The sequence below is a fragment of the Empedobacter stercoris genome, from assembly GCF_020281205.1.
In the GTDB taxonomy this organism is placed as follows: Bacteria; Bacteroidota; Bacteroidia; order Flavobacteriales; family Weeksellaceae; genus Empedobacter; species Empedobacter stercoris.
The window spans coordinates 1-12,956 of the sequence record NZ_JACXZC010000028.1 but is presented as its reverse complement, the minus strand read 5'-3'; the positions used below and the strand labels follow the sequence as shown (position 1 = coordinate 12,956).

General features: G+C 32.5%; 14 protein-coding genes and 1 pseudogene. 6 read left to right on the top strand and 9 right to left on the bottom strand.

Annotation, left to right across the window (positions count from 1 at the left end; genetic code table 11):
• The first annotated feature begins 177 nt into the window (after positions 1-177).
• Together gcvP and aqpZ are read left to right on the top strand one after the other, a co-directional pair.
• Entirely contained in the window at positions 178-3,033 is a 2,856-nt protein-coding gene (gene gcvP, locus IF125_RS11890) for an aminomethyl-transferring glycine dehydrogenase (protein WP_225542653.1), read from the top strand.
• Positions 3,034-3,181: 148 nt separating this feature from the next.
• Positions 3,182-3,892: pseudogene (gene aqpZ, locus IF125_RS11885) on the top strand (aquaporin Z).
• Positions 3,893-3,918: 26 nt separating this feature from the next.
• Here aqpZ and IF125_RS11880 read toward each other — a convergent pair.
• The 8 genes from IF125_RS11880 to IF125_RS11845 form a co-directional block, all read right to left on the bottom strand.
• Entirely contained in the window at positions 3,919-4,620 is a 702-nt protein-coding gene (locus IF125_RS11880; RefSeq protein ID WP_171623953.1) for a hypothetical protein, read from the bottom strand.
• Positions 4,617-4,955, bottom strand: a complete 339-nt coding sequence (locus IF125_RS11875; RefSeq protein WP_171623954.1) for a PadR family transcriptional regulator — start codon at positions 4,953-4,955, stop codon at positions 4,617-4,619. Before IF125_RS11875 ends, IF125_RS11880 begins: the two co-directional genes overlap by 4 nt.
• A 126-nt stretch (positions 4,956-5,081) precedes the next feature.
• Positions 5,082-5,273, bottom strand: a complete 192-nt coding sequence (locus tag IF125_RS11870; RefSeq protein ID WP_188319680.1) for a hypothetical protein — start codon at positions 5,271-5,273, stop codon at positions 5,082-5,084.
• Between the two features lie 90 nt (positions 5,274-5,363).
• Entirely contained in the window at positions 5,364-6,272 is a 909-nt protein-coding gene (locus tag IF125_RS11865; protein WP_225542652.1) for a M28 family metallopeptidase, read from the bottom strand.
• Between the two features lie 38 nt (positions 6,273-6,310).
• Positions 6,311-6,979 carry a sterol desaturase family protein gene (locus tag IF125_RS11860; protein ID WP_171623957.1) on the bottom strand — a complete coding sequence of 223 codons (669 nt, stop codon included), beginning with the start codon at positions 6,977-6,979 and terminating at the stop codon, positions 6,311-6,313.
• Between the two features lie 134 nt (positions 6,980-7,113).
• Positions 7,114-8,397: a citrate synthase gene (locus tag IF125_RS11855; protein WP_171623958.1), complete on the bottom strand. Its 1,284-nt coding sequence runs from the start codon at positions 8,395-8,397 to the stop codon at positions 7,114-7,116.
• Between the two features lie 80 nt (positions 8,398-8,477).
• The gene (gene eno, locus IF125_RS11850) at positions 8,478-9,770 is read right to left on the bottom strand and encodes a phosphopyruvate hydratase (RefSeq protein WP_171623959.1); all 1,293 of its coding nucleotides are present in this window, start codon (positions 9,768-9,770) and stop codon (positions 8,478-8,480) included.
• Between the two features lie 186 nt (positions 9,771-9,956).
• Positions 9,957-10,406, bottom strand: coding sequence for a hypothetical protein (locus tag IF125_RS11845; RefSeq protein WP_225542651.1), 450 nt, complete (start codon positions 10,404-10,406; stop codon positions 9,957-9,959).
• A 132-nt stretch (positions 10,407-10,538) separates the two neighbouring features.
• On the opposite strand from IF125_RS11845, the gene greA reads away from it, so the two are divergent.
• The 4 genes from greA to IF125_RS11825 are packed head-to-tail and all read left to right on the top strand — an operon-like array spanning position 10,539 to position 12,389.
• Entirely contained in the window at positions 10,539-11,018 is a 480-nt protein-coding gene (greA, locus tag IF125_RS11840; protein ID WP_171623961.1) for a transcription elongation factor GreA, read from the top strand.
• Between the two features lie 21 nt (positions 11,019-11,039).
• The gene (locus IF125_RS11835; protein WP_225542650.1) at positions 11,040-11,432 is read left to right on the top strand and encodes an HIT family protein; all 393 of its coding nucleotides are present in this window, start codon (positions 11,040-11,042) and stop codon (positions 11,430-11,432) included.
• 3 nt (positions 11,433-11,435) lie between these two features.
• Positions 11,436-12,005: a tetratricopeptide repeat protein gene (locus tag IF125_RS11830; protein WP_225539033.1), complete on the top strand. Its 570-nt coding sequence runs from the start codon at positions 11,436-11,438 to the stop codon at positions 12,003-12,005.
• A complete protein-coding gene (locus IF125_RS11825; RefSeq protein ID WP_225539032.1) occupies positions 12,006-12,389 on the top strand; it encodes a hypothetical protein in 384 nt (127 codons plus the stop codon).
• Here the strand turns inward: IF125_RS11825 and IF125_RS11820 are convergent.
• The gene (locus IF125_RS11820) at positions 12,386-12,814 is read right to left on the bottom strand and encodes an NUDIX hydrolase (RefSeq protein ID WP_225542649.1); all 429 of its coding nucleotides are present in this window, start codon (positions 12,812-12,814) and stop codon (positions 12,386-12,388) included. The two genes, IF125_RS11825 and IF125_RS11820, sit on opposite strands and share 4 nt — an antisense overlap.
• Positions 12,815-12,956 lie beyond the last annotated feature (142 nt).

Sequence of the window (12,956 nt, the reverse complement as noted above, 5' to 3'; positions counted from 1 at the left end):
CAATTTTATTGCCAATATTACTAATTTTTAAAAAAAAAGAACGTTTTTATTCTTAATTATTTTAGAAAAACTATAATTCTAACTCATTCATTCGATTAATTATTATCATTCTATTTTGCTTTTATTTTAAGAGAAAAAAATGTATTTTTACGCGAAAATAAACATAGCGCAAACACAATGAACACAAACGATTTTTCCATTAGACATATTGGAAACAATGCACAGCAAGCAGCTGAAATGCTTTCTGTAATTGGGAAAGATTCTATTGATTCTTTAATTGAGGCTACAGTCCCTCAGAATATTCGATTGAAAAATGCTTTGGATTTACCAGAAGCTTTATCAGAATTTGAAGCTATTAATCATTTAGCTGAAATCGCTTCAAAAAATAAAAAAGTAAAAAATTATCTTGGATATGGATACTATGGTACAATTTTACCAGCTCCTATTCAACGTAATGTATTAGAAAATGCTGGATGGTACACAGCTTACACACCATACCAAGCTGAAATTGCGCAAGGACGTTTAGAAGCTTTATTAAACTTTCAAACTGTTATCTCTGACTTAACAGGTTTACCTATTGCAAATGCCTCTTTATTAGACGAAGGAACTGCATGTGGTGAAGCAATGCACATGTTATTTGAATCTCGTTCTCGTGATCAAAAGAAAAATAACGTTGTCAAATTTTTTGTAGCAGATAATTTATTTCCACAATCTATAGCGGTTTTAGAAACGAAAGCACATGGTTTAGGAATTGAATTAGTTGTAGGAAACTTTGAAACGACAGAATTAACTGAAGATTTCTTCGGAGCGATTGTTCAATACATCGGAAAAGGAGGACAAATCAATAACTATAGATCATTTGTAGAAAAAGCAAACGCAGTAAACGTAAAAGTAGCCGTAGCAACAGATTTATTAGCTTTAACATTATTAACACCTCCAGGTGAATGGGGAGCTGAAATTGCAATTGGTACTTCTCAACGTTTTGGTGTTCCAATGGGATACGGAGGACCACACGCAGCTTTCTTATCTTGTACAGAAGAATACAAACGTGTAATTCCAGGACGTATTATTGGAGTTTCTCAAGATCGTTTAGGGAACTATGCGCTTCGTATGGCTTTACAAACACGTGAACAACATATCAAACGCGAAAGAGCTACTTCTAATATTTGTACAGCACAAGTATTGTTAGCGGTTATGGCTTCTTTTTATGCTGTTTACCACGGAAAAGATGGGTTACAATATATCGCAAATGAAATTCACACAAAAGCTGGAATTTTAAATGCTGGTGTTCAACATTTAGGATTTAAAACAGTAAATACTGCATTTTTTGATACCGTTCAAATCGAGGTTGAAAACTCGGACGAAATTGTGAAAATTTTTGCTGAAGAAGAAATCAATGTAAATGGATTCGAAAACGGAAAAATTTCAATCACAATTGATGAGATGACTTCTGAAGAAGATATTTTCGAAATTTTAAGTGTTTTTGCAACAATCAAAAATACAGAAGAAGGTTTTGAATTTGAAGTTGAAGACACTTATTTACCTCAAGACTTAATCAGAACTTCTGATTTCTTAACACACGAAAACTTCAATTTATATCATACAGAAACAGAATTAATGCGTTACATCAAACGTTTAGAGCGTAAAGATTTAGCGCTTAATCAATCGATGATTGCATTAGGTTCTTGTACAATGAAGTTGAATGCTGCAACAGAATTATTGCACATGTCTTGGGAAAGAATGGGGAATGTACACCCTTTCACACCGAAAGAACAAGTAGAAGGTTACCAAACATTAATCAAAAACTTAGAAGATTATTTAGCTGTAATCACAGGTTTTGATGCAACTTCTTTACAACCAAACTCTGGTGCACAAGGAGAATATTCAGGTTTAATGGTTATTCGTTCTTACTTTGAGGCAAAAGGAGAAGGACACAGAAATGTGGCATTGATTCCGCAATCTGCTCACGGAACGAACCCTGCATCCGCTGCAATGGCAGGAATGCAAGTTGTTGTGGTTAAAAACCTAGATTCTGGTGAAACAGATTTAGTTGACTTGAAAGAAAAATGTGAAAAACACAAAGATAACTTAGCTGCATTGATGATTACTTATCCATCAACTTACGGCGCTTTTGATAGCAATATCGAAGAAGTTACTGAAATGATTCACGCCTACGGAGGACAAGTTTATATGGACGGTGCAAACATGAATGCACAAGTTGGATTAACTTCTCCAGGAAATATTGGAGCAGACGTTTGTCACTTAAACTTACACAAAACATTCGCTATTCCTCACGGTGGCGGTGGACCTGGTGTAGGACCAATTTGTGTAAAAGCACACTTAGCTCCTTTCTTAGGTTCTTCTCCATTAATCGAAACTGGAGGAAAAGAAGCTACAAATACATTCGCTGCGGCTCCTTATGGTTCTGCATTCATTTTACCAATTTCTTATTCATACATTTTAATGTTAGGTGCAGAAGGTTTATTGAAAGCTACACAAGGTGCTATCTTGAATGCCAACTACATGAAAACGCGTTTAGAAAAACATTTTGATATTTTATATACAAATGCAAATAATGTCGTAGCACACGAATTCATCTTAGATTGTCGTCCATTCAAAAAAGCAGGTATCGAAGTAACTGATATTGCAAAACGTTTGATTGATTACGGATTTCACGCACCTACTGTATCTTTCCCAGTAGCGGGAACATTGATGGTAGAGCCAACAGAATCTGAAAACAAAGCAGAATTAGATCGTTTTTGTGATGCATTAATTTCTATTCGCCAAGAAATTGACGAAATTGCAAACGGAGATTATCCAGTTGATAACAATGTATTACACAATGCGCCTCACCCTATTCATTTGATTACTGCTGACGAGTGGGAATATCCTTACTCTCGTTCTAAAGCTGCATATCCAGCAGAATGGGTTCGCGAGCGTAAATTCTTCGCTTCAGTATCAAGAATTGATGATGCATACGGAGATCGTAACTTAATCTGTACATGTGCCCCAATTGAGGCTTATATGGACTAATAGAAATTTTAAAATAGACTTTTCTAAATATTAAATCGCTCTGATTTCTCAGAGCGTTTTTTTTTGTTTTCATAATAAAAGCAATAAAAAGTGTTTGTTATTAAAATTTTTCCTAAATTCATTCCAACTAAACTTTTAATATAACATTATAAAAAATTATGCTGCCGAGTTTTTCGGTACTTTTTGGTTAGTCTTTGGAGGTTGTGGTAGTGCTATCTTTGCTGCAGGAATCCCAGAATTAGGAATTGGATACATGGGAGTCGCACTTGCATTCGGTTTGACAGTTTTGACAATGGCTTATGCTGTTGGTCATATTTCAGGATGACATTTTAATCCCGCGGTATCATTCGGATTATTTGCTGGCGGACGATTTGATGGAAAACAACTTCTTCCTCATATCATTTCGCAAGTATTAGGTGCAATTGCCGCTGCAGGAGTTTTATACTTAATCGCATCCGGAAACTCAGATTTTGCTATTGACAACACAAAAGCAGGTGCTTTTGCATCCAATGGATATGGTGCTTTTTCTCCGCATGGTTATAGCTTTCAAGCTGCTTTTTTAGCAGAATTTGTCTTAACAGCTTTCTTCTTAATTGTAATTTTAGGTGCAACAGATAAATTTGCAAACGGAAAATTTGCTAGAATCGCTATTGGTTTAGCTTTAACATTAATCAACTTAATTTCTATTCCAATCACTAACACATCTGTAAATCCTGCCCGATCTACATCACAAGCTATTTTTGTTGGAGGAGAACCTCTTTCTCAACTATGGCTATTTTGGGTTGCTCCAATCGCAGGAGCAATTGTTGGAGGATTAATCTACAAATTTTTATTACAAAAAGACGAAAGTCATACATAAACCAAAAGCTCCAAAAGGAGCTTTTTTTAATTTATTATTAAATGATATTCTGGATACAATTCCTTTAATATTTCTTCGGAATGCTTAGGTAAATAATAGCACGAAACATATAAAATTAAAAATAATAGAGGTAACAATATAGCTGCACCTAAATTCAAATAAAAGAAATTAACATTTAAATGAAGAATTAACTGAATACCTAAATTAAATATTCCCGAAGCAGCTGAAATAGATATAAAATTTTTATAAATCGTTTCTACCAAAACTAGTTTTATACCCAACTTTTTTGTTTTACGTTTATATTCCCTATTCAATCGAATAAGTTGAAAAATACTAAAACCATAAAAAAGTATTACTACAACAGCAAAAGTAATTTTTTCATCAATCAAAGTAAAAAGCATATAAACAAGAGCAAAAAGTAAAATCAATCCAATATATTCTTTCTTTTTTAGATGATCTAAAATTGCTCTATTAATCAGTTTTTTATATTTCTTCTGAAGTTCTAATTTCCTGTTGTCAACAATATCTGAAAATCCAAATACACCAAATTTTTTAAACTCAATTTTTAAAGCATCTTCAAAAGAAATTGTTTCATCAAAATTCCATTGCTCTTCAATTCCACAAGCCAAATGATCAACTAACTCAATCTGTAAATCATAATATTCTACATAATGATTCTTAGTAAATTGAAATAATTTTTCAATTTCAATCTCATTTAATTTTCTCATAGATTAGACAATTTAGGATTAATTAAATTCTGTATTTGATCTATTGTTTCATTTAGTGACGCTAATCGATTGACAGTTTCTTTTTGTCCAATTTCGGTTAATTTGTAATACTTACGGATTCTTCCATTTATTTTTACTGCTTCAACTTCAATTACATTTTGGGTTTCGAGCTTATGTAAAATAGGATACAGAGCACCTTCTTTGATTTCAAATTGATTGTTAGAAAGGATTTTTATTTTACTTATAATCTCGTAACCATACATTTTACCATTATCTTGTAATAATTTTAAGATAATTGGTTGTAAGGTTCCTTTATAAAATTGAACATCTATCATATACCTAATTTACTTATGTATAGTAAAATAATATTTTTTTTAAATTATTCTCCTCTTTCAGTAAAAAATCTGTAAAATAATATGTTAATTAAAATATAGGATTGTTCGAAGCTTCCTGTTACAATTCTATTCCTTTGTTTTGTTGTCTTTGTATACAAAATGTTTTAATAATCGCAACATAACATAAAGCACAATCAATACAATTCTATATTTGTATAATTTTTCTAATCCTTCGATTGGAAAGAAATTAACCGAAAGAATTAAAAATAACAAAATTGCAAGAATACAATAACTTAAAGGATTGATTAATTTACTCATTTAGATCATTTTCAATATTAGTTGATTTTTTAGATTACTTGTTACAAAATATGGTAAACAAAAATCCGTTCAAGTAGAACGGATTAAATTTTATTTTAAATATTTTGGTGCTTCATTATTCTTCATCATTTTATTTAAGCTACGTCCAATTCCTTTTGTGATTGTTGAAAGATTTTTAAAATTAATCACCGAAATTTCATCATTAACTTGATGATAATGATTTTGATTTTCCATATTGACCGATGAAAGTGCATGAGAAACCACCTTATGATTGACAAAGTTTACATTATCTGAACGGAAAAACAATTGCTGTTGTAAATAAGGATCGTGCTCTACGTTAAACGTTTTGCAAGAATTTTTATTCATAATCTCCATCAAATCCGAACGATCACTTCCTGTCATATACACTTTACCTTCGCCAAAAGCAGAAACAGTTCCAATCATTTCTAAATTCAACATCACTTTCATTTGCGGTAAATATTTTTGGAAATCAGAATTTTCGACCAACATTTTAGAACCAATTAATCCAATTTCTTCAGCATCAAAAGCCATAAACATCATGGTTTGCTTCACTTTCTTATTCTTAAAATAATCAGACAACGCCATTACAGCCGATGTTCCACTCGCATTATCATCTGCTCCATTGAAAATTTTATCTTCGCTTTTATCACTTGTTCCAACATGATCAAAATGTGCACCTACAGCATAAATATCAGTCGATTTACCTTCTTTGATTCCGCAAACATTTTGTCCTGTTTTACCTTTATGTTCAAATTCGATTAAATACGAATCACCAACACATGGTTTTAGATTATTTTCTTTGAACTTTTTTGCAATCAATTCAGCAGCCAAACGATTTTCTGTTGTTCCAAATTTTCGACCTTTCATAGCATCAGAAGCTAATTCTTCGACATATTTCTTTTGATTTTCTTTTGAATATTGCGCGTTTGCTTGATTGAATGCAAGTAATCCAATTGCAAGTAAAGTATATTTTTTCATTTTTCTGAGTGTGATAATTTGACGGAAGATACAAAAAATTAACTTTTCTTCTCAAACATCAATTCTTTTACTTTTTCTTTATCCTCTTTCTCATTTTTTAGATCGAACATCGTTCCAAAAACTCGATCCCAAAATGTATTTGACACTCCAAAACCTAACTCTTCGTTTTTATAATGATGCAAATGATGATTGCGCCAAAGAGGTTTCATAAACTTGAAAGGCGGCGCAACAGCATGAATCAAATAATGCATAGACGCATACAATAAATAGCCAATCATAAAACCAGGAAAAAAAACAAAAGTATATTTTCCTAAAATTAAATATTGAATAAAAAATATAAAAGAAGCTAAAATAATGCTCGGCACTGGAGGCATAAAAAGCCGTTGTTTATCGCGTGGATAATGATGATGATTACCATGAAAAATATAAACAATTCGTTTCAAACTTTTTTGTTCAGCTGTCCAATGGAAAAGATAACGATGCGCAAAATATTCGAACAATGTCCAGAATAACATCGCTCCAAAAAAAATAGAAACAACTGTTAGTGTAGATAATTCGTAACGCGAAATTCCATAATAAACACAATAAGAAAGTAATGGGATATACATTCCCCAAATAACTGCAGGATGACCTTTTGTCAACATTTCCAGATATTTGTTTTCGAATATTTGCGCTTGACCTTTATTATGTATTTTCTCAAATTTCATAAGAATAAAATTTAAATCACTTAAAAATAAAGCTTTAACGCGTTTTAAACAAAAAATCTTTGGGAATTTATTGTTAAAAAAAAATCCGAAAATCAAGATTTGATTTTCGGATTATATAGTCAATAAGAAATTTCTTATCTGTTTTCAATATCAACGTAATCACGTAATGGAGCTCCTGTGTATAATTGACGAGGACGACCAATTGGTTGATTCGTTTCGCGCATTTCCATCCATTGAGCAATCCATCCTGGTAAACGTCCAACAGCAAACATTACTGTAAACATTTCTGTAGGGATATCTAACGCTTTGTAAATAATTCCTGAATAGAAATCTACGTTTGGATATAAGTTTCTTGCTTTGAAGTATTCGTCTTCTAAAGCAGCTTTTTCTAATTTTTTCGCAATATCTAAAATAGGATCATTGATGCCTAATTTCTCTAAAACGTTGTCAGCAGCAACTTTGATGATTTTCGCACGAGGGTCAAAGTTTTTATAAACACGGTGTCCAAATCCCATTAAACGGAATGGATCGTTTTTATCTTTTGCTTTCGCTAAGTATTTATCTACGTCTCCACCATCATTTTTGATTGCTTCTAACATTTCTAATACTGCTTGGTTAGCACCTCCGTGTAATGGTCCCCATAAAGCTGAGATACCACCAGAGATTGAAGCGAATAAACCTGCGTGAGAAGATCCTACTAAACGTACACTTGATGTAGAACAGTTTTGCTCGTGATCTGCGTGTAAGATTAATAATTTATCAATTGCATCAACAATAACTGGGTCTAATTCTAAATCTTGACCTGGTTTTTTGAATAACAATTGGTAAAAGTTTTCTACGTAAGATAATTTATCGTTAGAGTAATTTACTGGTAAACCTTTGATTTTTCTTTGTGTCCAAGATGCTAAAACTGGGAATTTCCCTAATAAAGTTACAGCAGCTTTGTACATATCTTCTGGAGAAGTAACATCAACAACTTTTGGATTGAAAGCTGATAATGCAGCTGTCAAAGAAGTTAAAACTCCCATTGGATGAGCTGAACTTGGGAATGCATCTAAGATTTTAATTAAATCTTCCGATACATGGTTATACTCATTAATATCTGCTACAAATTTATCTAATTCAGCTTGTGTTGGTAATTCTCCTTTGATTAATAAATACATTACTTCTACGAAAGAAGATTTCTCTGCTAATTGTTCAATAGGATAGCCACGGTACATCAATTTCCCTTCTTCACCATCTAAAAATGTAATTTTAGACTCACACGCTCCTGTATTTTTATATCCTGGATCCATTGTGATTAACCCAGTAGCACTTCTTAACTTAGAAATGTCAATAGATTTTTCGTCCATTGACCCTGTTGTAACTGGGAGTTCCAACTCATTTCCATTGTAATTTAATATTACCTTATCTGACATTTTATAGTTTATATTATTTATTGCGTAATTTACTAATATTTTATTAATTCGGGACTGATAATTATCAGCCTAAAATAATTTTATCGCTTAACTTTAAAAGCTTTAAGACCTGGGAAGATAGCTGTCTCACCAAGAATTTCTTCGATACGTAACAATTGGTTATATTTTGCCATACGATCAGAACGAGATGCAGAACCTGTTTTAATTTGTCCTGTGTTCAATGCAACAGCTAAATCAGCAATTGTAGCATCTTCAGTTTCTCCAGAACGGTGAGACATTACTGCTGTGTAACGTGCATTTTGAGCCATTTGTACCGCTTTGATTGTTTCTGTTAATGTACCAATTTGATTAAATTTGATTAAGATTGAATTTGCTGTTTCTGTTTCAATTGCTTGATCTAATTTCTTAACATTTGTCACCAACAAATCGTCACCAACTAATTGTACACGATCACCAATTTTATCCGTTAAAATTTTCCAACCTTCCCAATCATTTTCATCCATACCATCTTCAATCGAAATAATCGGATATTTTTCTGCTAATTCTGCTAAATAAGCTGCCTGCTCTGCAGAAGTACGAATAGCTCCTTTATCTCCTTCGAATTTTGTATAATCGTATTTTCCATCATGGTAAAATTCTGATGATGCACAATCTAATGCAATCATAATTTCTTCACCTGCTTTATAACCTGCTTTTTCTATCGCTAAAATTACTGTATCTAAAGCATCTTCTGTTCCTTCAAAAGTCGGAGCAAAACCTCCTTCGTCACCTACAGCTGTAGATAAACCTCTATCGTGTAAAATCTTCTTTAGTGAATGAAAAACTTCTGTTCCTTTGCGCAAAGCGTCCGAGAAAGATGCTGCCTGAACTGGCATAATCATAAACTCTTGAAAAGCGATTGGCGCATCAGAGTGAGAACCTCCATTTACAATATTCATCATTGGAACTGGTAATGTATTCGCATTAACACCTCCAATATATCTAAATAATGGTAAACCTAATTCTTCTGCTGCTGCTTTTGCAACCGCTAATGAAACACCCAAAATAGCATTCGCACCTAATTTCGCTTTGTTTTCTGTTCCGTCTAAATCAATCATCACTTGGTCGATTAAATTTTGTTCGAAAACTGAGAAACCAATTAATTCTGGAGCAATAACGTCATTTACATTCTCAACTGCTTTTAATACTCCTTTTCCTAAGTAAATATCTCCACCGTCACGTAATTCTACCGCTTCATATTCTCCTGTAGATGCTCCAGACGGAACTGCTGCACGTCCTAATATACCTGATTCTGTAATAACGTCAACTTCTACTGTAGGATTACCACGAGAATCTAAAATTTGTCTTGCATGAATATGTGAAATAATGCTCATTGTGTTTATGTTTTATTTGATAATAATTTAATTTACCAAAAATAATGGATTTGGATAAGCTTTACAACGAAATTATCTTTTTTTAAAAATAATTTAATCCAAAAATAATCTAATTTATTTATGCACGCATAGTATTAGATCATAATTCCATTTTTTTTGTAAATATAATTCAATTATTTATAATCTTTAATTCGTAATAGTTATGACACCATTCTGTGTTGCATATACTTGATATGTACGTGGAGCACGATTCGCAACTTTAGTAGGTTGTCCTGTTAATAACATCCATTCTGCACCATCTTCTTTACAAACAATTTTAATATCCTCTTCTACGTACAATGTAGATTTTTCAGTTGGGCATATATGTGGGGCATTCCGATCATACGCTTTATAACCTGAGGCTGTTCGTACTACAATTATTCCTCTTGTACCTGCCATCGTTCCATTTACATAAACCCAACCACCTGGATTATTAAGATTAGCATACAATGGTAGTGTTGTGTTGATGGCAACATTTACAGTCGTTAAAGGAACACAACTTACCGTTCCATCATCTGTATTACATGATTGAAAAATTAGTAGAAGTGCACCTAAAAACAAAACTTTATTTAGAATCGTTTTAATAAACTCTTTCATTTTTAAATTGGTATATATTTTTTACTATCTTTGTAATAGAAAAATAGAATAGTCCTGCGCATATCTACGATATGTGTAGGATTATTTATTTTATATCACTATTTAATAAAAAATTAATTAAACATTGTTGTTATGGCAAATATACAATATGTAACGAAAGAAGGATTAGAAAAGTTGCGTGAAGAGCTTCATCAGTTAGAAACTTTTGAGCGTCCAAAAATTTCGCAACAAATTGCTGATGCACGTGATAAAGGTGATTTATCTGAGAATGCAGAATACGATGCTGCAAAAGAAGCACAAGGAATGTTAGAAATGCAAATAGCTAAATTAAAAGAAGTTGTTGCTTTTTCTCGTGTTATAGATGAATCTAAATTAGACCACTCAAAAGTCTCTATCTTATCAAAAGTTAAAATAAAAAATACAGCTAACGGACAAGAATTAGTGTACACTTTGGTACCAGAATCTGAAGCTGATTTAGCTAAAATGCGCATCTCAGTTAACACACCAATTGCAAAAGGATTATTAGGAAAATCTCTTGGTGATGTTGCAGAAATTACATTACCTAACGGAATGACTTTAAATTTTGAAATTTTAGAAATATCTTTGGACTAAGATTTCAAAAATTAAAAACATATGGCAAGCATTTTCACTAAAATTATAAACGGAGAAATACCATCATACAAAATTGCTGAAAACGATCGTTACATCGCTATTTTAGACGCCTTCCCTTTGGTAGAAGGACATGTATTGGTAATCCCGAAAAAGGAAGTTGATAAAATCTTCGATTTAGACAAAGAAACCTATTTAGGTTTAATGGACTTTTCGTATGAAATTGCACAAGCTATAGAAAAAGCAATACCTTGTCTACGAGTTGGTCTAGCAGTTGTTGGATTAGAGGTACCACATGTACATGTACATTTGGTTCCTCTAAATTCAATGCAAGATATCAATTTCTCAAATCCAAAACTTCAATTATCTGCCGAGAAAATGAATGAAATTGCAGATAGTATCAAATCATATTTATAAACGATGAACAAATACATTAAATTAGTAATCGCCGCTGTATTAATCGCTTTAGCAATCTTTTTGTTTAGCACTCGCGAATATGGTTGGGGATTTGTTTCGTTATTAGTCGCTGTATTTCCTATTTTATTTTATTTCAGAAACGAAAACATCTTGTTAGCGTTCTGGTTTTTACGCAAAGAGGATATGGCAAAAGCGAAAAAATGGTTACAAAGAATCAAGAATCCATCAACAGAATTAATTCCAAAACAAATGGGATATTTTCATTACATGATGGGAATTACTGAAGCGCAAGATAATGTTGCCGTTTCAGAAAAATACATGAAAGAAGCCTTAAACTACGGTTTATCTTTTGACCACGACAGAGCAATGGCAAACTTATCATTGGCTGGTGCAGCAATGGCAAAAGGTAAAAAGAAAGAAGCTGAAGGTTATATAAAAGAAGCGAAGAAAAACGACTCGAAAGGAATGTTTACTGATCAAATCAAAATGATGAACGGCCAAATGAAACGTTTCAACGTTAGTAATTCGCAATTACAAAACCCACATATGCGTCATAAAGGACGTAAATTCTAAATGGATATTTCAAAATTAACAGAAGAATCATCATCAAATAATAACAAGTGGAAACAGATTGAAGAATTCTTCATGCAAAATTTCACGGACGGTGAACGACCAGATTTAGATACAATACTTTTTTTAATTGGTGTCCAAGAATTGGGACAAGGAAAAAAACGATTTAAAAAAGATGATAAACTAAATTTACTTCATATCGCCGTTTGTCGAGTGTTAGAGCCTTTCGGTTTTTATCGTTTCGAAGGACAAGATCCAGAGGGTTGGCCACATTTTGAGTTATTGGAAGATTTACCACCACTCAAAACCAACGAACAAACTTTGTTAATGAAATACGCTGTTATTCAGTATTTCGATGATCAAAAAATTATAAACTTCGAGTCTTAGGATTCGAAGTTTTCTTTTTTATACAAGTCTACAACCACTTTATCGGCGTCAAGTGTAAATTGATTTGAATCCAAGTCATTAACCTCTATCCACAACAATTCGTTGATATCAGCATCCAAAATTTTTAATTGTACCAATGACTTTTCACTAACAGTAGCTTTGTAATAAATTAATAAAACTTGCTCAGTAGGATCAAAAGTATTAAGTACAAAAAAATCTTGTGTAAAAATATGCGAACCAATTTCTACATCAAGATTTAGCTCTTCTTTAAATTCGCGTTTCAAACAATCTTTCGTTCCTTCACCAAATTCCAAACCACCTCCAGGAAACTTATAAATCAACTTTCCCTGAAAAGGCTCATGAATCACCAATACTTTTCCCTTATGTTCCAATAACGCATATATACGTACATTAAATGGTTTCATTTCTCTAACTTATTTAAAAACTAAAAGTAAATAATATTTGATAATATTCTATAAATTTCTTTCTGGGCGTTCCCTCGCCAACTAGCATCCTATTAAATTATATGAATCCCTTAGCGCTCGGTCGGGCTATCCGCTGCAATCT